A 20,662-nucleotide genomic window follows, 5' to 3' on the forward strand; every position below is an offset into this window, starting at 1 on the left:
CCTTGTTAAACTGCCTTCTATATAAGCCTTACGATGCGATCAATCCAGATCGAATGTCGCAATAACAGGCACGTGATCGGACGGGCGATCCCAACCGCGTGCGTCGCGAAGGATTTGCAGACCCTGCATATGCCCTTCAAGATCGGCAGAACCCCAGACGTGGTCCAGCCTGCGGCCACGATCCGATTCGGCCCAATCCTTGGCGCGATAACTCCACCAGGTGAAAATTTTCTGGTCAGACGGAATGATCTGTCGCATCAAGTCGCTCCAGCCACCCTTCACACGCAGGTCTTCCAGCGTTTCAGTTTCGATCGGCGTATGGCTGACGATCTTGAGAAGCTGCTTGTGCGACCAGACGTCGTTTTCAAGCGGCGCGATATTGAGATCGCCAACGAGAACGGATGAATGCCCATCCTGCCGGTCAGCGACAATGGCACGCATTTCTTCGAGAAAAGCCAGCTTATGAGCAAACTTCGGATTGATCTCCGGGTCCGGCTCATCACCGCCCGCCGGGACGTAGAAATTATGAATGCGAAGCTTTTTGCCGCCAGCTTCGACCACCGCGCTCAGATGGCGGCAATCACCCATGTCGCAGAAACCGATCTTTTCCACGCCCGTCAGAGGACGCCGCGATATTGTTGCAACGCCGTGATAGCCTTTCTGGCCGCTGATCGCGATGTGCTCATAACCGAGCGCGCGAAACCCCTTGGACGGGAACTGATCGTCCGGGCATTTGGTTTCCTGAAGACACAGAACATCAGGCTGATAATCGCGCAGAAACTGTTCGACCAGCGGCATGCGCAGACGAACGGAATTGATGTTCCAGGTAGCAACAGAAAAAGCCATGAAGATAGGACTCGCAGCAACGAAAAAGATGCCGCGAACCTAATCATTTATCCGACAAATGCAAACAGCTTGCCATAGCAAGGTGACAGTTACTGACCTTTGCGCTTCATGGCGATGCGCTGATAGTCGATCTTGAACATATCGTCGGTGAAACGCACGCCGCTGCGCAGGTTGAAGATCATGACAGTGGTGTCGAGCTTCTGGGCATCGGTGATGGTCCACTGCTTCAGCTCGTAGGACTTGGGGTCGAACATCATGGTGATTTTCGAATCGCCAAAGATCGACTTGTCGCCTAGCACCAGCGTGGTCATGTCCGGCTCCTGCTTCACATTCTGAAGACGGCCGCCGCCCAGATCAATCCTGTCAGCCAGCAACAGCTTCAAAGGCGTTTTCGAAAGCGGATAAAGGTCCCATGTATCGAGCTTGCGATTGTTGATGACGACCGATTCGCCATCCGAAATCACCCGGATCGGTGAATTGTTGTAGTTGAAGCGGATCTTGCCCGGACGCTCGATATAGAAAGTGCCGCCCGTCTGTTCGCCCTTCGGGCCGAACTGCACGAACTCGCCGGTCATTGTACGCACCGATGAAAAATGGTCGGCAATCTGTTGTGCCGCCGCACCGGCGCCCGCACCCTGTGCCATCGCGGCGACGGGAGCGAGAACCATCGACGTCATACCAAGTCCAAGCGCTCCCATTCCCAGCACGGCTGCAAGGCGACCAGCTTTCGCAAAGGCGGAGAAACGGGAGGACATCATCGACAAACTTTCTCTTTTCATCATTCTGTTTAACTACGCCGCCAGTTGGGCGCGAGTATGGCCATCAGAAATCATCGTCACCGGTCGGAACCAAAATTTCACGCTTGCCCGCATGGTTGGCCGGGCCGACAATGCCCTCCTCTTCCATGCGTTCGATGATTGAGGCAGCCCGGTTATAACCGATGCCGAGACGACGCTGGATGTAGGAAGTCGAAGCCTTCTTGTCACGCAGCACCACGGCAACGGCCTGATCGTAAGGATCGTCGGAATCTTCCAGATTGCCGGTTCCAGCCGGACCGCTGCCGCCTTCGTCGTCTTCTTCATCCTCGGTGATGGCGTCGAGATATTCCGGCACGCCCTGAAGCTTCAGATGCTGCACGATGCGTTCCACCTCGTCGTCGCCGACGAATGGTCCGTGCACGCGCTGGATACGACCGCCGCCAGCCATGAAGAGCATGTCGCCCTGACCGAGAAGCTGCTCGGCACCCTGCTCGCCCAGAATGGTGCGACTGTCGATTTTCGACGTCACCTGGAAGGAAATACGGGTCGGGAAATTGGCCTTGATCGTGCCGGTGATGACATCGACCGAAGGACGCTGCGTCGCCATGATGACGTGGATTCCCGCCGCACGGGCCATCTGCGCCAGACGCTGCACGGCACCTTCGATATCCTTGCCAGCGACCATCATCAGGTCAGCCATTTCGTCGATAATCACGACGATATACGGCATCGGCTCCAGATCGAGTTCTTCCGTCTCGTAGATCGCCTCGCCGGTATTGCGGTCGAAGCCGGTCTGCACGGTGCGGGCAATCGGCTCGCCCTTCTTCTGCGCAAGGCCGACGCGCTGATTGAAACCGTCAATATTGCGAACGCCGACCTTCGACATCTTGCGATAGCGGTCTTCCATTTCGCGCACGGTCCATTTGAGCGCAACAACAGCTTTCTTCGGATCGGTCACAACGGGCGTCAGCAGATGCGGAATACCGTCATAGACGGAGAGTTCCAGCATCTTTGGATCGATCATGATCAGGCGGCATTCCTGCGGCGTCATGCGATAGAGCAGCGACAGGATCATCGTGTTGATCGCCACCGACTTGCCCGAACCGGTCGTACCGGCAACGAGCACGTGCGGCATCTTCGCGATATCGGCAATCACCGGCTCACCATTGATGGTCTTGCCGAGCGCAAGCGCCAGTTTCGCCTTGGACTGTTCGAAGTCGCGGCTTGCCAGCATTTCGCGCAGATAAACCATTTCACGCTTCGGGTTCGGCAGTTCGATGCCGATGGCATTGCGGCCCGGAATGACGGCCACGCGTGCCGCAATCGCGCTCATCGAGCGGGCGATATCGTCGGCAAGGCCGATGACGCGTGAAGACTTGATACCCGGCGCAGGTTCCAGTTCGTAAAGCGTGACGACCGGGCCAGGTTTCACATTGATGATTTCACCACGCACACCGAAATCTTCCAGAACACCTTCCAGCAAACGGGCGTTCTGTTCCAGAGCATCCTTGGAAAGCGCAGGATCGCGCTGGACAAGCTTTGGCTCGGCAAGAAAATGCAGTGATGGCATTTCGAAAACGCCGTTGTCCTTGAGGAAGGATGGCTGTGCCTCGCGCTGGGCGCGTGGACCGGGTTTCGGCGACGGGGCGGCCTGCTCCACGCGGGCCTTGCGGCTCCGCGGCGGCGGCGCATCGTGCCATTCCTGACCGGCGAGGGGAGCGCCGTCATCCATATCGTCCATATCGAAAGGCGGTTCGTCATCGGCAGCGGCAGGCGCACCGAAACCGGGTTCACGGCGCGGCGCATTGCGTGTTTCGGCATTGCGGCGCACGACGCGCATATCGTCGAAATCTTCCGCACGCGGGCGACGTCGGCCAAGCCCGGTCAGGCGCTTGAAGTTCGCGGTCGTGGTCAGTGCCAGATGGGTGAGTGCGCCCATAAGCTGGAAACCGCCACCGGCTGATGCTTCATCATCCTCGTCATTTGCCGCGAAATCATCGTCCTCCGCACCGCGTCGGGCTAAAGGCTGCGCAGGGTTGACGATCCCCGCACCGCGGCCAATGATGCCGCTGGCGAAAAGGCAGAGCCAGAAAGCCGGGACTGCAAGGATAAGCGCAATGCCCGAGGCGATGGCTCCTTGCGGGAAACTGCCGAGGAAAAGGCCCGGAAACTTCAGAATCATGTCACCGAAGACGCCACCGAGACCGATCGGCATCGGCCAGCTTTCGGGTACGGCGAAGCAACTGGCGATGGCTGCGAACAGGAGTGCTGCGCCAAGCCATGCGAAACTGCGTTTGGCTATGCGTCCGATGCCGCCGCGCGTCATCATCAGAAGCGACCACACGGCGAGCGGAAGCAGAGCGGGAACACTCGCCAGACCGAAAAACTGCATGGCAATGTCGGAGAAAACTGCGCCGGGATAGCCAAGCGCATTCGTTACCGGATTGTCGGTCGCATGACTGAAGCTCGGATCGGCAACATTCCATGTCGCCAATGCGCCAACAGCCATGCCGGTGAGCGCCAGAAGGCCCAATCCGAACAGGATATAGAACTGCCTGCGGAAGAGATTGGCCAGTTTCAGCCTGTCTTCCGTAATCCGCTCGTCACGCAGCGGGTATGAGGGCGAATATCCTTGCCGCATATAGCCTGTCCCGAACCGAAAATATTTGCTGGGCCCTGAACGGAAATGCTCCGGGCACATTGAATCGGTCCGATCCTAATCGCTGGATGGTTAATTCCTCATTAACCATGCAAAAGGTCACAAACAAATCCGTTGATGAAATGGAAAAGGCGCGGTTTCCCGCGCCTTTTCCTCTTGAGACAATCCCGCTCTATTGAACGGATTCGCCGTGCAAAGCGATGTCGAGGCCTTCAATCTCGGCCTGCTTGCTGGGGCGCAGGCCCATGACAGCCTTGACCACGTAAAGAATGATCGCGGTAGCAATCGCCGTATAGACGATCGTGATGGCAGCGCCGAAGAACTGCTTGCCGATGGTTGCACCTTCGCTGGCCGGGTTGATCGCCGCATCGGCGAAGAGACCGGTCAGCACCGCACCGACGAAGCCGCCGACACCATGGACGCCAAACGCATCGAGCGAATCGTCATAACCGAGTGCATGCTTGATCTTCACGGCCGCCACGTAGCAGACCACACCGGCGACGATGCCGATGATGAGTGCACCCATAGGGTTGACGAAACCGGCGGCAGGCGTAACGGCGACAAGGCCCGCAACGGCGCCTGAAATGATGCCGAGTACACTTGGCTTGCCTGCAATCGCCCATTCCACGAACATCCAGGCCAGAGCCGCACCGGTGGTCGCAACCTGCGTGTTGAGCATGGCGACACCAGCAAGCGCATTGGCACCAGCGGCAGAACCGGCGTTGAAGCCGAACCAGCCAACCCACAGAAGGGCAGCGCCAATGACCGACAGCACGAGATTGTGCGGCGCCATGTTGGTGTGGCCGTATCCGTCACGCTTGCCGATGATGAGAGCTGCAACCAGACCGGCAACGCCAGCATTGATATGAACAACTGTACCGCCAGCAAAATCGAGCACGCCATCCGACGCCATGAAGCCGCCGCCCCAAACCCAATGCGCGACCGGGATGTAGACGATAAACAGCCAGAGGGTCAGGAAGACCAGCATGGAGGAAAACTTCATGCGCTCGGCAAACGAACCGGCAATGAGTGCGGGCGTGATGACGGCGAAAGTCATCTGGAAGGTGATGAACACATATTCGGGGATGGTTCCCGTTAGTGATTCCATCGTGACGCCGGAGAAGAAGGCCTTGGAAAGACCACCTATATATGAATTGAGCGATCCACCGTCGGTAAAGGCCAGCGAATAGCCTGCAACCATCCACAGAATGGACATGAGGCAGGTGATGGCAAAGCTCTGCATTACCGTGGACAGCACGTTCTTCTTGCGCACCATGCCGCCATAGAACAGTGCGAGACCGGGTATGGTCATCATCAACACAAGCGCGGTTGAAGTCAGCATCCATGCCGTATCGCCCGTATCGAGGGTTGGTGTCGGTGCGGCGTCCTGTGCCATTGCCGTCCCGGCCATGGCGACGAGCGCAGGCAGGGTAGCCAGAAGGGCCGTTTGCTTGTTTCTTCCTGTTATGAGCATCGAATATCTCCGTCGAAGGGCGGCTTCAAACGCGGCTGCGCTGGAAAGACCGGTTCAAACAGAGAGAAACAAAAATCGTGCCAGTTGACCCCGACTGGCAAATTAACTGCAAATTTTCTGATATTCGGTGCGCCGGATGCGGAAATTCCGGGCCATTGACGAGATGATGATGCAATTTTGAACCGAATGACACCTTAAGTGATTCATTCGATTCAGGTTTTGCACCATGGGCATTCCGCCAACCAGCAGCGAAATGCCTTATTTTTAATCGGCGCACTAACGTGCGATTAAAAAATAATCATTTCTTTTCATCGTGGACGCGGATCAATCCTTCCTGCGCGACCGATGCAATCAGCACGCCGTCGCGCGTATAAAGCGCGCCCCGGTTAAAGCCGCGCGCGCCGGAGGCACTTGGCGTATCCTGCGTGTAGAGCAGCCAGTCATCCAGCCTGCACGGACGATGAAACCACATGGCGTGGTCGAGGCTCGCAACCTGCAGGTCGCGGTCGAAAATTGTACGGCCATGCGGATGCAGGGATGTATCAAGCAGGGTCATATCGGAGAGATAGGCAAGAATGGCGGCCTGTAGCGCCCGATCATCCGGCACGATGCCGCGCGCCCTGACCCAGACATGCTGTGCAGGCTCAAGCTTCTCGCGCGAGAAATAATGGGTCAGTGAGACAGGCTTGATCTCGATTGGCCGTTCCCGCTCCCAGTATTTGCGCACATTAGGCGGCGCCATATGAAGATATTGCTCCTTGATGTCACGATCGCCGACAAGCTCTTCGGGCATTGGCAACCCTTCCGGCATGGGAAGCTGGTGATCAAGCCCACCCTCATCCACCTGAAACGAGGCGGAAAGGGAGAAAATAGCCTTGCCATGCTGCTTTGCCAGAACGCGCCGTGTGCTGAAGCTCGACCCGTCACGGATACGATCCACCTCATAGACGATCGGGATCGCCGGGTCGCCGGGCCGCACGAAATAGGCATGCAGGGAATGGACGTACCGTTCTGGCTCAATCGTGCGCTGCGCAGCGATCAGCGCCTGCCCGATCACCTGCCCGCCGAAAACCCGCTGCCAGCCAACCTGCGGGCTGTTGCCGCGGAACAGGTCCACCTCAAGCGTTTCCAGATCGAGGACGGAAAGAAGCTCACGCATTGCCGCCGTCTGCTCGATCCCGGACTTTTCTTCATCAGACATGGACAGCCTGCCTCTCGCAACCATATATGCTTTACAAAGTTCGAAAGGCATGTTTGAGCCCGCGCGTCCGTACCTGTCAAGAACCGGGCAGGCCAAAGGAAACACATTCCCGCGCCATTGATTGGGCTGGGGTTTGGGCCAGAACAGGCGGCGCGGCAAAATATCGGGTTTCATACGCGACGATATATGCCAAAACACTGCGCGAAAGACGGATTCTGGAAAGGAACGACAATGGCTGGCCAGAAAAATGCGGAAGCTCCACGCAATAACGATGTGGTGATTGCAGGCGGTGGCTATGTCGGGCTCGTTACGGCGGTTGCGATCAAATCGGCGGCGCCGCATCTATCCGTCACTGTCATCGACGGTGCACCGGCCGGTGCCTGGAAGAACGACCCGCGTGCTTCCTCGATTGCCGCTGCTGCATCGCGCATGCTGGACCAGCTCGGCTGCTGGCAGGAAATCCTCCCCGAAGCCCAGCCCATCACGGAAATGGTCATCACCGATTCGCGTACTTCCGATCCCGTGCGCCCGGTGTTTCTCACTTTCGAAGGTGAAGTCGAACCCGGCGAACCCTTTGCACATATGGTTGAAAACCGTGTCCTCAACACTGCCCTCCACAATAGGGCTGAAGCGCTCGGAATCGTCTTCCTTGAAGCCACCAGCGTAGAGAATTTCAACACTCTCCCTGAAGGTGTGACAGTCACTCTTTCCAACGGAGACGCGCTTGAAACACGCCTGCTGATTGCTGCCGATGGTGCGCGCTCCCGCCTGCGTGATCTTGCTGGCATCAAGACGGTCAACTGGGATTACGGCCAGTCCGGCATCGTGTGCAATGTCGCCCATGAACTGCCGCATGGCGGCCGGGCGGACGAACACTTTTTGCCAGCCGGTCCATTTGCGATCCTTCCGTTGAAGGGCAATCGCAGCTCCCTAGTCTGGACCGAGCGCACATCGGATGCCGAACGCCTCATCCGCGAAGACGACTTCGTATTCGAAGCAGAACTGGAACAGCGCTTCGGTCATCGTCTCGGTGCCCTGCATGTCGAAGGACCGCGCCGCGCCTTCCCCCTCGGCCTGACGCTGGCACGTGAATTCGTGAAGCCACGTTTCGTGCTGGTGGGCGATGCGGCGCACCGTATCCACCCGATTGCCGGTCAGGGCCTCAATCTTGGCTTCCGGGATGCCGCCGCAATTGCCGAAGTCGTGGTCGAAACGGATCGCCTCGGCCTCGACATCGGTTCATTTGCCGCTCTGGAGCGTTATCAGTCCTGGCGTCGCTTCGATACCGTGCAGATGGGTGTGACGACGGACATCCTGACCAAGCTTTTCTCCAACGACAACCCGGCCATCCGCTCTATCCGCGATATTGGTCTGGGACTCGTCGACCGGGTGCCGACACTGAAATCCTTCTTCATCAAGCAGGCCGCCGGTCTTTCGGGCGATACGCCGCGCTTGTTGAAGGGACAGGCTATCTGAATTCTCGCCAAGTTCTGGTTGATTGCTGGAAGCCGTGGTCAAGCGCCCTATATCGGTAGCGGAAATCCCAACCGAGAGGAGAGCTTCCCATGGACAGAAAAGCAACCGCCATCTGGCAAGGCACGCTGAAGGAGGGCAAAGGCACCCTCAACACGCAAAGCGGTGCGCTGAAGGACCTGCCTTATGATTTCAAGGCTCGTTTTCAGGACGAAAGCGGTCGCTCCGGCACCAATCCGGAAGAACTTCTGGGCGCTGCCCATGCTGGCTGCTTTGCCATGCAGCTTTCCGCACTCCTGACGGAACACGGAACACCTCCGGAAAAACTGGAAGCAACGGCAGCAGTTACTGTCGGCCCCGCAGCCGGTGGCGGCTTTGAGATCAGCCGCAGTGCGCTGACACTCAACGCGACTATTCCAGGCATCTCGGTCGAAGATTTTGAGGCTCTCGCCAACAAGGCCAAGCAGTCCTGTCCGCTCTCGAAAGCACTGGGTGCCATCGAGGTTACGCTGGATGCAAAGCTGGTCTGAGCGAGTTCAAGACACGGAAATGATGAGCGGGCGCAAGCCCGCTTTTTCATTCGGGCAGGTGGCAGACTGCTTCGATATTGTGCCCATCCGGGTCGGTCACAAAGGCAGCGTAATAATCAGGGTGATAGTCGGGCCGCAGGCCTGGCTTGCCGTTGTCGGCGCCACCGGCGGCAATGGCCGCTTCATAAAAGCGGTCGACCTCGGAGCGGGTTCCAGCCGAGAAAGCGACGTGAAGCACGCCCTCCAGTTTGGCGCCTTTCTGCTTGCCGATCCAGAATTCCGGCTTGCCGTTGCGCCCGTATCCCACCCAGTCGCCAAACTCCATAGCACGGGAAATGCCCAGCGGTGCTAATGCCGCATCATAAAAACCCCGCGACTTGGGCATGCTGGAAATGTTGAAACCAATATGATCGAGCATGATTACCCTGTCTCCGATGGATCTATTCTCCAATGAGATATCGGCACCTTCACAAAGATCAAGCCTTCTGCGACGGCAACCAGAGCTCTGATCAAGAAAAAGGGGAAGGTTTGCACCATCCCCTCATTCAAACTGATAGCGATAGCCGCGATTACACGCGGCGCTCGACCATCATTTTCTTAATCTCGGCAATCGCCTTGGCAGGGTTCAAGCCCTTCGGGCAGGTCTGCGCGCAATTCATGATCGTGTGGCAGCGATAGAGCCGGAACGGGTCCTCGAGATTATCGAGGCGTTCGCCCTTGGCTTCGTCGCGGCTATCGATCAGCCAGCGATAGGCCTGAAGCAGCACGGCAGGGCCGAGATAACGGTCGCCGTTCCACCAGTAGCTTGGGCACGACGTCGAGCAGCAGGCGCACAGAATGCACTCGTAGAGACCGTCGAGTTTCTGACGGTCCTCATGGCTCTGCAGCCACTCCTTCTGCGGCTCCGGCGAAACCGTCTTGAGCCAAGGCTCAATGGAACGATGCTGAGCGTAGAAATTGGTGAGGTCCGGCACAAGGTCCTTCACCACCGGCATATGCGGCAGCGGATAAACCTTGATGGCGCCCTTGATGTCGTCCATGCCCTTGGTGCAGGCAAGCGTGTTTGCGCCGTCGATATTCATGGCGCAGGAACCGCAAATGCCTTCACGGCATGACCGGCGCAGCGTCAGCGTCGGGTCGATCTTGTTCTTGATATAGAGCAGACCATCCAGAACCATCGGACCGCAATCGTCGCGGTCGACATAATAAGTGTCGATGCTTGGATTGGCGTCGTCATCCGGCGACCAGCGATAGATGCGGAATTCGGTGACCCGCTTCGCACCGTCGGGGCGCGGCCAGGTCTTGCCCTCTTGCGGGCGCGAATTCTTGGGAAGTGCGAGTTCAACCATTGCTCTTTCCCTTGATTAGTAAACGCGCTTCTTCGGCGCAATCTTGGCGAGGCTGATGCCGCCTTCCTCTTCCGTCGTCAACGGATCGAGGTGGACAGGGCGGTAGTCAAGCTTGACCTTGCCATCCGGCGACAGCCAGGACAGGGTGTGCTTGCGCCACACGGCATCGTTGCGATCCGGGAAATCCTCATGCGCATGAGCGCCGCGGCTTTCCTGACGCGCTTCGGCGGAAACAACCGTCGTCAGCGCATTGGCCATCAGGTTTTCCAGCTCAAGCGTTTCAACGAGATCGGAATTCCAGATCATTGAACGGTCAGTGACCTTGATGTCCGGCAGTTCGTGCCAGAGCTTTTCCATGCGCTCGACGCCCTGCTTGAGCGATTCCGATGTGCGGAACACAGCGGCATCTTCCTGCATGGTGCGTTGCATCTTCTCGCGCAGTTCTGCGGTTGGCTGGGAGCCGTTGGCAAAACGCAGGCGGTCGAAGCGTTCCATGATCTTGTCACAGGCGGCGAGGTCCAGGTCCGGGATCTTCGACTTGCGGTCGATGACCTGACCGGCGCGGATTGCAGCCGCGCGGCCGAACACGACCAGATCGATCAGCGAGTTGGAGCCGAGACGGTTTGCACCATGCACCGAAGCGCAGCCCGCTTCGCCGACAGCCATCAGGCCCGGCTGTACGCGGTCCGGATCGGCTTCAGTCGGGTTCAGCACTTCGCCCCAATAGTTGGTCGGAATGCCGCCCATATTATAGTGAACGGTCGGCAGAACCGGGATCGGTTCCTTGGTCACGTCAACGCCCGCAAAAATCTTGGCCGATTCCGAAATGCCCGGCAGGCGTTCATGCAGAACAGCCGGATCGAGATGGTCGAGATGCAGGAAGATGTGATCCTTGGCCTTGCCGACGCCGCGACCGGCACGGATTTCCATGGTCATGCAGCGCGAGACGACGTCACGCGAGGCAAGATCCTTGGCAGAAGGCGCGTAACGCTCCATGAAGCGTTCGCCTTCAGAATTGACCAGATAGCCGCCTTCACCGCGTGCGCCTTCAGTAATCAGGCAGCCAGCGCCGTAAATACCGGTCGGATGGAACTGCACGAATTCCATGTCCTGCAGCGGCAGGCCGGCACGTGCAACCATGCCGCCACCGTCGCCGGTGCAGGTATGGGCAGAGGTTGCCGAGAAATAAGCACGGCCATAACCGCCCGTCGCCAGAACCACCATCTTGGCGGAGAAGCGATGGATGGTGCCATCATCGAGGTTCCACGCCACGACGCCGGTGCAGACACCGTCAGTCATGATGAGATCAAGCGCGAAATATTCGATGAAGAACTGCGCATTGTTCTTGAGCGACTGGCCATAGAGCGTATGCAGGATCGCGTGGCCGGTACGGTCGGCAGCAGCGCAGGTGCGCTGAACCGGAGGGCCATCGCCGAAATTCTGCATGTGACCGCCGAACGGGCGCTGATAGATCTTGCCTTCTTCGGTACGTGAGAAAGGCACACCGTAGTGTTCCAGTTCGTAGACGGCGGCAGGCGCTTCACGCGCCAGATATTCCATCGCATCGGTGTCGCCGAGCCAGTCCGATCCCTTGACGGTATCGTACATATGCCACTGCCAGCTATCCGGGCCCATATTCTTGAGCGAAGCGGCAATGCCGCCCTGTGCGGCAACCGTGTGTGAACGGGTTGGGAAAACCTTGGTGATACAGGCCGTCTTCAGGCCCTGCTCGGCCATGCCGAGCGTTGCGCGCAAGCCTGCGCCACCGGCTCCAACCACCACCACGTCGAACTTGTGATCGACATAGGTATATTTGCTTGCCACAGCGGCGTCAGCCGCGTTGTTTACTGCACTAGCCATCGGGCTATCAACCTCCGAAGCTCAGCTTGATGATCGCAAAGATGCAGGCAAAGCCGACCACCGCCGTAAAGAAGGTGTTCAGCATCACCAGCACGACCTTCATGCCTTCGCTATGCGCATAATCTTCAATAATGACCTGCATACCAAGACGCATGTGATAGACGCCGGTCAGAACGAACAGCGCCATCACGATGGCCGTGAAGGGATGCGACAGGGCAGCCCGGACTTCCGCATAGCTTGCGCCATTGAGCGAAATGACCAGACCGATGAAAAACATGACCAGCGGCACAAGAGCGACGGCGCTCAGGCGCTGATACCAGAAATGACCGGTGCCTTCCTTGGCAGATCCCAGACCCCGGACCTTGCCGAGCGGGGTACGCATGTCATTGTTCATACCGTTCATGAAACCAGCTCCCCTTAGCGCACCGAATAGGCAACGACCCAGACGAGGATCGTGGCGATGACGGAGAAAACGACGGTCGCCCAGGCGATCTTCGAAGCTGTGTGCTTTTCAAGACCAGCGCCCGTATCCCAGATCAGGTGACGAACGCCACCAGCCAGATGGTGCAAAAGTGCCCAGGTATAGCCGAACAGGATCAGGCGACCGATCCAGGACGAGAACAATGCATTGACGATATTGAAGCACTCTTCGCTGACTGCGGCCGAAATCAGCCAGGCCGCCAGCAAAAGTGTGCCGAAGTAAAGTGCGCCGCCTGTGATGCGATGAACGATGGACATCGTCATCGTAATGACCGGCTTGTAGATGGACAGGTGCGGCGACAAAGGACGCTGGCGCGTTACAGTCGGTTGTGTCATGGCTCTGTAGGCTTCCCTGACGTTTCTCTCCGGCCACACCCCGCAGACGAAGATCAGCGAAGCAGCCAGATGGCGGGTTCTCCCGAACCCTCGTTCGACGTCGTCCAAAGCGCAGGGAACCGGACTTTACGATCCCGCGCCGGTACGACCCAATAAAATATGGCAGGGCCGTGGCGTACGGCCCTATGTGGCGCTTTCTACTGCGCTTTTACCATCACGTCAAAGAAGCTTTTTCACGAAAAGACTAACAATTGGTCGCACCTGGGCGACACATTCGCGTGATTGCGGCATTCAAACGATTGAACGCCGCAACCGGCAAAAACATGTGTAATTTCATCAACTTTTGAGAAATCGATTAATTGCCGAATCGAATCACATAGCTCGACCAGTCGGCAGCCGTGGCGATCTGTTCATAGAGCTTGCGACCGTCTTCCGGCACGCGCGGCGCATTGAGCACCAGCTTGGACCAGCTACGCTCCTCGGCCTTGTCGGCCAGCACGTCGATCAGCGCCTTGGCGATGCCCTTTCCACGATGATCGTGATGCACATAGATATGGTCCACCTGTCCCGCACGCAGGCCCGTCACGGGTTCGGGCAGATCATAGAAAATCACGAAGCCGACCAGATTTCCGTCAACCCTGGCCCCCAGCGTTTCAGCAGCGCGGTCCTGAAGCAGGTGCTCGGCATAAAAATCGTCGGGACGGCGTGGAGCGCCGCGCTTCAGCGCCTGCGCATAGCTTGCCAGCAACGGCGCGAATTCGTGGGCATCACGCAGATGGAGCAGCGCAATATCGACGGCATGATCTTTGGTCATTGGACGTTCCTTGGCGTTTCCAGTTCTTCCGCCTGCGACCTGCGAAGCAGTAGCGCACGGGAAGACCGGTTCGATTTTAGCCAGCACGGATGACAAAGGTAAAGAAAGAGTTAAGATAGTCCTCATTCTCTTTGGGATCATGCGTGATAAGGCTCGATCAACGATGGCAAACCGCAAACGGATAATGCTTGGTCTCGTAGCCGTCGGCGTTCTTGCGCTGGCCGGTCCCGCGCTTGCCGAGGAAGCTGTGCGCTCCGTCGACGCATCGGGCAATCTTGTCATCCAGATGCCGGATAACGGCGCCAGAATCATCCGGGTCGGCGCAACACAGAAGTCATTTTTGTCTTCGCCGCAACGCATGAAGCTGATTACCGCGCCACGGGATCACGCAGTTGCCTATATCGTCGCCAAGCCCAACAGCAATTGCGAAAGCGCAGTCGTGCTGCGCGGGCGCTCTTTCATGTATGGAATTGACCGCGGGGAAACACCGGTTCTCGACCATGCGGGCTGCGGCTATCATTAGAATTCGTTCAACGCCCGGCCTTTGAGCGGAATTCCACGATGTTTTCGTCCACCAATATCGGCAGAGCGCTGCGGACGCAGTTACGCCCGCCCTTCTTCGCTTCGTAAAGCGCCCCGTCGGCCCGCTTGTAGAGATCGGAAAACACATCGTCGAATTCCATTTCCGCGATGCCGAAGCTCGCGGTGAATTCAATCCCGCCATTCCTGCCGGAAATATGGACATCGCGACAATCAAGTCGGGTCTTGTCTGCAAATCGCCATGCGGACTGGATCGTGTTGCCCGGCAGAATGATCGCGAATTCCTCGCCGCCTATACGCGCGGCAATCCCGCCCTTGGCATTCGCTGCCTTGCGCAACTCGGCAGAGAAAGCCGCGATGACGCGATCTCCCAGCGCATGACCATGCGTATCATTGATTACCTTGAAGTGGTCGATGTCGCACAGAACAAGCGACAGAGCCTGCCGCATGCGTTTCGATTTTTCGATTGCGGCTACGGCGCGAAACTCGAAGCCGCGCCGGTTGAGCAGCGCCGATAGCGGTGTTGTCACGTTAAGTTTCTCTGACCGGAAAGGCCCGTGGCTCGTAGATATTCAGGCGAAACAGGCCGCAATTTTCCATGCATCGAAAGCTTCGAGGCGATGGTAGCGAATTGTGTGTGCGGCTAGGCGACGAGATGGAACAGAGAAACAATTGCGGGTCGCCGAGTGCATGGAGACGAACCGTTGCAACGCTCCAGGCGACCGATGACCTTGCATGGTTCGCTCCCGTTTCCTAAACGGCAGATGGCTATTTTCGGCCCGATTATTGAGGCCCTTGTGCGACCAATGGTCAAGGCCGGGTGCCACTTCTGCCTTTGCTGCACCGTAGGAGCGGAGCTTATCGGTGATGATCCGTTTGGGAGCAAAGCCATAGCGCTTCATTAACGCCACGAGCAGTCGCTTTGCCGCCCTTTTTTCACGCCGCTTCTGCAAGATTTCTTCGAGAACGGAGCCATGTTGATCCACCGCACGCCAGAGCCAGAATTTCTCTCCAGCGCATTTGACGACCACTTCGTCCAAATACCAAATATCGCCGGGGCGCGCCTGACGCCGCCGCAAGTTGCGTGTGATCTGGGGTCCGAACTTGGCGATCCAACGACGAACTGTCTCGTATGATACGTCAATTCCACGCTCAAGCAGCATTTCTTCAACTTCACGCAGACTAAGGTTGAACCGCAGATAAAGCCACACCGCATGAGCAATAATCTGTGGCGGAAAACGGTGACGCTTGAAGATGATATCTGATGTCTGCATCGCCAAAATTTACGCCCAAACCGTCAGGCAGGCAACTGTAGCCCAGTTAACGTGACAACACCCTCCTGGCGGATCCAGTTGAGCGAACCGCCTCAAAGTCGGGCTTCAAATGCCGCGCTTTAGATTGGTCCCGTTCTCCTGAGCCTTGCCGCTACGCAAGCGGGATGATGGTGCTGCCGGACAAAACGGCGACCGTATGTGAGTTTGAACCGGTGACGGAAACGTGCCGCGTCAAGCAAGATGGCTCAGACCATGGGTTCGATACAAAATCGAAGGGGACAAGCTATGGAACAATGATTGATCTTGACGACGAAATCCTCATGTGAGCTTTGAGAGCGGTTTTTGAAGCGCCACGATTCATTTCCCGTTTCCACGATCTCGCAGTGATGGGTCAGGCGGTCGAGAAGTGCCGTTGTCATCTTGGCGTCACTGAACACCGACGACCATACACCGAATGCCAGGTTCGTCGTGACGATGATCTAGGTGCGCTCGTAGAACCTGCTGATGAGATGGAACAGAAGCTGACATCTGGTCCGCGCGAACGGCAGATAGCCGAGTTCGTCGAGGCGTGTGAGATAATCGGCTATTCGACCCTGCTTGCCGTTGCGCGTTTTCGTTTCAAGTCGATTGCGCTTCCAGAAGCAGATGGCCGCCTACAAGCTGCTCATCATCGACGAGTCGGGCTTCGTGCCGCTGTCAAAGACCGGCGCGGAGTTGCTGTTCGAGCTGATATCCCAACGCTACGAGCGCGGCGCTACTCTGATCACCAGCAATCTGCCTTTTGATGAATGGACGGAAACCCTGGGGTCCGAGCGCCTCACCGGCGCATTGCTCGATCGCATTACCCATCACGTCAACATTCTCGAGATGAACGGCGACAGCTATCGTCTCGCCCAGAGCCGCGCCAGAAAGGTCGGCTAAAAATCGCCGCGCCGGCCTGAGACCCCCGCTCGGGCTTAAGCCCTCCCGGCGGTCTCAGGCCGGCGCCAAGCTGGCCGACTTTTGCTCCGCCCCGTGGCCGGTTTTTAATCCGCCGTTGACATTGGCCATAAATTTCTGAAAATTCTGCCGGGAAAGCTTCTTGCGAAACACCAACTCTCCCGTCATCAACGCGGCGTGCAGTTGGAAAACATTCTTCGCTAGATCAACTTCAATCATAATAATCTTCGACATGGTCGCCGTCCTTACGCTCTCAGATTGAAACACCACTATCTTGGCATATCTGGATGCCGTCGCGGAGGGCGGCAACCACCCCATCTTGCTTGAAAACCACATAAGAACACTCTCAGAGACCGGAAACTGCCCTATACTCAGGTTAAAGTTACAGTACTGTTAAGGTTCCAGTGCCGCAATCAACAGTGGCTCAGTTCTTGGTGAAAAATCCGGCTCACTCTCACTTCTACGTGAAAATCAACAAAATCGATTTGTGTTTCAAAAGCGCAAGCTTTTTGCGAGTGCAAGAGATTCTTCAGCTAGAACCTGCACGTGATCACGCATTGCCTGTTCTGCACTATCACCTTTGCGTGCCATGATGGCGTTATAGACTGCTACGTGTTCGCGTAGAGCAGTTTCAGTTCGATCCGGCTGAAAAGTGATAAAACGTCTATATGGAGAAAGGCGTTTATCTAGTAGTTCCGTTTGTTCGAACAACATTTTGTTATGTGCAGCATGCCTGATTGCTGCGTGGAATTCTCCATTGGTTTCGTAATATTTTTGCGGATCGAATGTAACCGCTGCAGTTTGACACGCGGCATGCGCATCCACAATACGCTGTTTGTCTTCATCCGTCATGCGCTCGGCCGCAAGACGCGCGGCGACACCTTCGAGTTCTGCCACCAGTTCAAAAAGGTCCATGACATCGCCGACAGTCGGACAGGCGACGATAGCGCCGATGCGGGGGCGAAACTCAACCAAACCCTTGGCCGCCAATACGCGCAGCGCTTCGCGAATCGGCGTGCGCGAAACAGAAAGCTGGTTGCCTAGGAGCACTTCATCAAGCTTCTCGCCTGGTTTGAGCTGGCCTTCCACAATCTGTGTCTCGATCTGATCGGTGATGCTTCCACCGAGCGTGCTGTATCGCTTTTGTGCAATCAGATCATTTTTTTGGCTCACTGCGCTGGCTGTGCTCAATTTTTTTGCAGCTTTCATGCGTGATCCTTTTTTTTTACACTTTGACGATTTATCTGCTTGCATTATGCGCAAATTATTGTTCATGTATACACTGCTAATACAATAATTCTACCGCGGTTCAAGGGAGCTATAAACCCTTTTTGCTGAAGGTGGGAAGCTGCCAGTAGGGGAAAGATAATGATTGAACATCAGCGGGTCTGGTGCGGCAAGCGCGCGCCTTACCCTGCCGCACTCTTCTGTTGCCTAAAACTTGGCGAGTTGTGCAATCCGTGTTCCCATCCGGCCGATGCTGGATGTTCGTTCCAGCGGAAGCACGGGTAAGAGCATGGCTTATTCACTCTCATTTTACCGGGATGGAATTGCGGATTTTCCGCTGCATATCGCAGGGAACTGGTATGACGCGAATACGAACCGCATGGACGTGCTTAGTCCGTCCACGTCCGAAATCATAGCGACTGTTTCTGATGCCGGTGTTGAAGAAGTCAATGCCGCCTGTGCAGCAGCGGCGGCGGCATTCCCAGCTTGGGCCGAAACTGATACGGATATGCGTGCTGCTTGTTCGCGCCGCTTGGCCGACATTATACGCAACCGAATGGGTGAACTTGCAGAATTGGAATCGGCGATTACTGGCAGGCCGGTGCGCGAGATGCGCGCGCAGATGACACGCATTCCTGAATGGCTGGACTATTTTGCCGGGATTATTCTGGGTCTTGAAGGTGAATCCAATCGCGTGAAGGGCGGGTTTCTAACCTATACGCAGTATCGTCCATTTGGCGTCTGTGCCCTTCTGACGCCGTGGAACCATCCTATCCTCATACTGGTGAAAAAACTCGCGGCAGCGCTCGCAGCTGGTAACACCATCGTCGTCAAACCGTCTGAACTTGCACCGGTAACACCTCTGTTTATCGCAGAATGGGTGCGAGAAGCAGGTTTTCCGGATGGTGTGGTCAATGTGGTTACAGGCGGCGCCAAAGCGGGTGCCGCTTTGGTTGCCAATCCGCACGTCGCTCGCATCGACCTTACCGGAGGCACAGCGACCGGCAAACGGGTCGCAGCAGCGGCAGCCGAACGTCTCGTGCCATGCACATTGGAATTGGGTGGCAAAACGCCAGTTCTGATATTCGATGATGCAAAACTCGACGAAGCCGTAGCTGGTGCTCTATTTTCGGGCTTCGTTGCGGCTGGACAGACCTGCGTGTCTGGTTCGCGATTTCTGGTCCAGCAATCGATCTATCCAGAGTTCCTGGCGCGGCTTGCTGACAGGGTAGCCAATCTTCGGATTGGGGATCCGGCCGATGAAGCGACCGATCTTGGTCCGGTGATCTCGGCAGCTTCGCGCGATCGGTGCATGCGCTTTATTGAGATCGCAAGAGCGGAAGGTGCGCGCCTTTTATGTGGCGGCGAGCCGCTGGTGATGCAAGGTCGACTTGATAGTGGCTTTTACGTGCCGCCCACCGTCTTTGCCGATGTTGCTCCGACGAGCCAACTCTTTCGAGAGGAGGTTTTCGGCCCTGTCGTGTCTGTCACACCGTTCAAAGATGAGAGTGAAGCAATCGCGCTCGCCAACGATACGGAATTTGCGCTGGGTGCTGCGATCTGGACGCGTGACGTGCTTCGTGCTCACCGGGTTGCTGGCCTCGTGCGGGCCGGGGTCACGTGGATCAACGATCATCATAAAAACGATCCTCGTTCCATCTGGGGCGGTTATGGCGCCAGTGGTTACGGCAAGGAAAATGGTTGGGACGCATTGAAAAGCTATATGAACAAAGGAAGCGTCGTTGTCCGCACGCGTGAGCAATTCGACGACTGGTTCCAGGGTGGTAAACGTTATGGTTAACCAGTCACATTCCGCTAAACCTTTGAATGGGCGAGGCGATAACACCATGGTCGCGATTAAGGATGTGTCGCTGGTTTATGCCGCACATGGCATGACGCCGGTCCATGCGCTGGACAAGATCAATCTTGATGTTCAAGAGGGTGGATTTGTTTCGCTCATCGGTCCTTCGGGTTGCGGCAAGAGTACATTGCTTCGGACATTGGGCGATCTTCTTTCCCCCACGTCAGGCGATATTACAATCGGCGGCGCCACGCCAAGGCAGGCGCGTTTAAACCGTGAGATCGGTTTTGTTTTTCAGGAAGCGGCACTGCTCGAATGGCGTCGTATTGGCGAAAATATTGCCCTTCCGCTTGAATTGCGTGGCGTTTCACGCGCTGAGCGAATGAAAAAGACCGACGAGCTGATCAATCTGGTTGGGCTTGATGGATTTAAGGAAAAATGGCCGCGCCAGCTTTCAGGCGGTATGCGTCAGCGCGCAGCCATTGCGCGTGCCCTGTCGACCAATCCCCGCATTCTGTTGCTAGACGAGCCGTTTGGGGCGCTGGATCAGATAACGCGTGACCGGTTGAACATGGAATTGGCGCGGATTCACGAAGTAACTGGTGTGACTGTCGTTTTAGTCACGCATTCCATCCGCGAAGCCGTCCTCCTTTCAGACCGGATTGTCGTCATGACGCCAAGGCCGGGTCGCATCTCATGCATTCTCGACGTTGATCTGCCACGTCCGCGCAGTCTGGAAACCCGAAATGATCCAAGGTTCGAACAGCTCGTTCGTCTTGGCAGCAAGGAACTCGAAAGGGGTTATGGAAGTGTCTAGTCTGGCCAATCGCCTCACAGCCCCTAATGGTTTTATAGATCAGGCATGGCCACCACTCGTGGTGTTCGTGCTGATGATCACGGTGTGGGAAGTCACCACTAGGGCACTCGAAATTCCTGTCTACGTTTTGCCGTCGCCGACCGACATATATCAGGCGATGGTGCAGTAACCTTAACCAACTGCGAGACATGATTGGATATTCAAGGCAGGTATTAAGCGGCTTTTAGGTAAGCGATTTCGCGCCACATGGATGTTGCGGCCTGTCGTAATTCACGGTGGTCTGC

Annotated in this window: 21 protein-coding genes and 2 pseudogenes; 7 read left to right on the top strand and 16 right to left on the bottom strand. The window is 56.7% G+C overall.

All coding sequences use genetic code 11. The annotated features are described in order from the left end of the window. Positions 1-39 precede the first annotated feature (39 nt). From xth to tesB, 5 genes are all read right to left on the bottom strand, one after another. On the bottom strand, positions 40-846 hold the full coding sequence (gene xth, locus F9K91_RS20340; protein ID WP_151555377.1) for an exodeoxyribonuclease III: 807 nt from the start codon (positions 844-846) through the stop codon (positions 40-42). Positions 847-935: 89 nt separating this feature from the next. After that, on the bottom strand, positions 936-1,604 hold the full coding sequence (locus F9K91_RS20345; protein ID WP_192799230.1) for an outer membrane lipoprotein carrier protein LolA: 669 nt from the start codon (positions 1,602-1,604) through the stop codon (positions 936-938). Positions 1,605-1,668: 64 nt separating this feature from the next. Further along, entirely contained in the window at positions 1,669-4,245 is a 2,577-nt protein-coding gene (locus tag F9K91_RS20350; RefSeq protein ID WP_151555379.1) for a DNA translocase FtsK, read from the bottom strand. Between the two features lie 190 nt (positions 4,246-4,435). After that, positions 4,436-5,737 carry an ammonium transporter gene (locus tag F9K91_RS20355; protein ID WP_151678591.1) on the bottom strand — a complete coding sequence of 434 codons (1,302 nt, stop codon included), beginning with the start codon at positions 5,735-5,737 and terminating at the stop codon, positions 4,436-4,438. 298 nt (positions 5,738-6,035) lie between these two features. Beyond that, positions 6,036-6,938, bottom strand: a complete 903-nt coding sequence (gene tesB / locus F9K91_RS20365) for an acyl-CoA thioesterase II (protein WP_208852715.1) — start codon at positions 6,936-6,938, stop codon at positions 6,036-6,038. Between the two features lie 231 nt (positions 6,939-7,169). Here tesB and F9K91_RS20370 point away from each other — a divergent pair, with 231 nt between their 5' ends. Then, positions 7,170-8,414, top strand: a complete 1,245-nt coding sequence (locus F9K91_RS20370; protein WP_151555382.1) for a ubiquinone biosynthesis hydroxylase — start codon at positions 7,170-7,172, stop codon at positions 8,412-8,414. 89 nt (positions 8,415-8,503) lie between these two features. Continuing rightward, positions 8,504-8,941 (top strand): OsmC family protein, encoded by a 438-nt coding sequence (locus F9K91_RS20375; protein ID WP_061344520.1) that lies wholly within the window; start codon positions 8,504-8,506, stop codon positions 8,939-8,941. Positions 8,942-8,987: 46 nt separating this feature from the next. Here the strand turns inward: F9K91_RS20375 and F9K91_RS20380 are convergent, their stop codons facing one another. The 6 genes from F9K91_RS20380 to F9K91_RS20410 form a co-directional block, all read right to left on the bottom strand. Next, positions 8,988-9,359 carry a VOC family protein gene (locus F9K91_RS20380; protein ID WP_151555383.1) on the bottom strand — a complete coding sequence of 124 codons (372 nt, stop codon included), beginning with the start codon at positions 9,357-9,359 and terminating at the stop codon, positions 8,988-8,990. A 151-nt stretch (positions 9,360-9,510) separates the two neighbouring features. After that, positions 9,511-10,290 carry a succinate dehydrogenase iron-sulfur subunit gene (locus tag F9K91_RS20385; protein ID WP_010657572.1) on the bottom strand — a complete coding sequence of 260 codons (780 nt, stop codon included), beginning with the start codon at positions 10,288-10,290 and terminating at the stop codon, positions 9,511-9,513. A 15-nt stretch (positions 10,291-10,305) separates the two neighbouring features. Continuing rightward, positions 10,306-12,150, bottom strand: coding sequence for a succinate dehydrogenase flavoprotein subunit (gene sdhA / locus F9K91_RS20390; RefSeq protein WP_061344522.1), 1,845 nt, complete (start codon positions 12,148-12,150; stop codon positions 10,306-10,308). A 7-nt stretch (positions 12,151-12,157) separates the two neighbouring features. Then, positions 12,158-12,553: a succinate dehydrogenase, hydrophobic membrane anchor protein gene (sdhD, locus tag F9K91_RS20395; protein WP_061344523.1), complete on the bottom strand. Its 396-nt coding sequence runs from the start codon at positions 12,551-12,553 to the stop codon at positions 12,158-12,160. 14 nt (positions 12,554-12,567) lie between these two features. Then, positions 12,568-12,966, bottom strand: coding sequence for a succinate dehydrogenase, cytochrome b556 subunit (gene sdhC / locus F9K91_RS20400; RefSeq protein WP_151555384.1), 399 nt, complete (start codon positions 12,964-12,966; stop codon positions 12,568-12,570). A 355-nt stretch (positions 12,967-13,321) separates the two neighbouring features. Beyond that, positions 13,322-13,780, bottom strand: coding sequence for a GNAT family N-acetyltransferase (locus F9K91_RS20410; RefSeq protein ID WP_006470954.1), 459 nt, complete (start codon positions 13,778-13,780; stop codon positions 13,322-13,324). A 184-nt stretch (positions 13,781-13,964) separates the two neighbouring features. On the opposite strand from F9K91_RS20410, the gene F9K91_RS20415 reads away from it, so the two are divergent. Then, positions 13,965-14,303, top strand: a complete 339-nt coding sequence (locus tag F9K91_RS20415) for a hypothetical protein (RefSeq protein ID WP_235913313.1) — start codon at positions 13,965-13,967, stop codon at positions 14,301-14,303. Positions 14,304-14,310: 7 nt separating this feature from the next. Here F9K91_RS20415 and F9K91_RS20420 read toward each other — a convergent pair whose 3' ends face one another. The 3 genes and pseudogenes from F9K91_RS20420 to F9K91_RS20430 form a co-directional block, all read right to left on the bottom strand. Next, positions 14,311-14,850, bottom strand: a complete 540-nt coding sequence (locus F9K91_RS20420; RefSeq protein ID WP_235913315.1) for a GGDEF domain-containing protein — start codon at positions 14,848-14,850, stop codon at positions 14,311-14,313. Between the two features lie 42 nt (positions 14,851-14,892). Then, positions 14,893-15,594 carry an IS6 family transposase gene (locus F9K91_RS20425; protein WP_151678593.1) on the bottom strand — a complete coding sequence of 234 codons (702 nt, stop codon included), beginning with the start codon at positions 15,592-15,594 and terminating at the stop codon, positions 14,893-14,895. 245 nt (positions 15,595-15,839) lie between these two features. After that, a pseudogene (locus F9K91_RS20430) lies at positions 15,840-16,223 on the bottom strand (ATP-binding protein); the annotation flags it as partial. Between F9K91_RS20430 and F9K91_RS20435 the strand changes: the two are divergent. Further along, positions 16,222-16,515: pseudogene (locus F9K91_RS20435) on the top strand (ATP-binding protein); the annotation flags it as partial. The pseudogenes F9K91_RS20430 and F9K91_RS20435 overlap by 2 nt on opposite strands. 54 nt (positions 16,516-16,569) lie before the next feature. Here F9K91_RS20435 and F9K91_RS26185 read toward each other — a convergent pair. Continuing rightward, entirely contained in the window at positions 16,570-16,767 is a 198-nt protein-coding gene (locus F9K91_RS26185; protein WP_208852716.1) for a hypothetical protein, read from the bottom strand. A 258-nt stretch (positions 16,768-17,025) separates the two neighbouring features. Then, complete coding sequence (locus F9K91_RS20445; RefSeq protein WP_167522239.1) at positions 17,026-17,742, bottom strand: GntR family transcriptional regulator; 717 nt, start codon at positions 17,740-17,742, stop codon at positions 17,026-17,028. Between the two features lie 307 nt (positions 17,743-18,049). On the opposite strand from F9K91_RS20445, the gene F9K91_RS20450 reads away from it, so the two are divergent. From F9K91_RS20450 to F9K91_RS26035, 3 genes are read left to right on the top strand one after another with little or no spacing between them, the layout of a single operon-like run. After that, entirely contained in the window at positions 18,050-19,561 is a 1,512-nt protein-coding gene (locus F9K91_RS20450; protein WP_151678595.1) for an aldehyde dehydrogenase family protein, read from the top strand. Positions 19,562-19,607: 46 nt separating this feature from the next. Continuing rightward, entirely contained in the window at positions 19,608-20,378 is a 771-nt protein-coding gene (locus F9K91_RS20455) for an ABC transporter ATP-binding protein (RefSeq protein ID WP_151678596.1), read from the top strand. Next, positions 20,365-20,547, top strand: a complete 183-nt coding sequence (locus tag F9K91_RS26035; protein WP_167522241.1) for a hypothetical protein — start codon at positions 20,365-20,367, stop codon at positions 20,545-20,547. The genes F9K91_RS20455 and F9K91_RS26035 overlap by 14 nt, the downstream gene beginning before the upstream one ends. Positions 20,548-20,662 lie beyond the last annotated feature (115 nt).

This window comes from Brucella tritici, assembly GCF_008932295.1.
In the GTDB taxonomy this organism is placed as follows: Bacteria; Pseudomonadota; Alphaproteobacteria; order Rhizobiales; family Rhizobiaceae; genus Brucella; species Brucella tritici.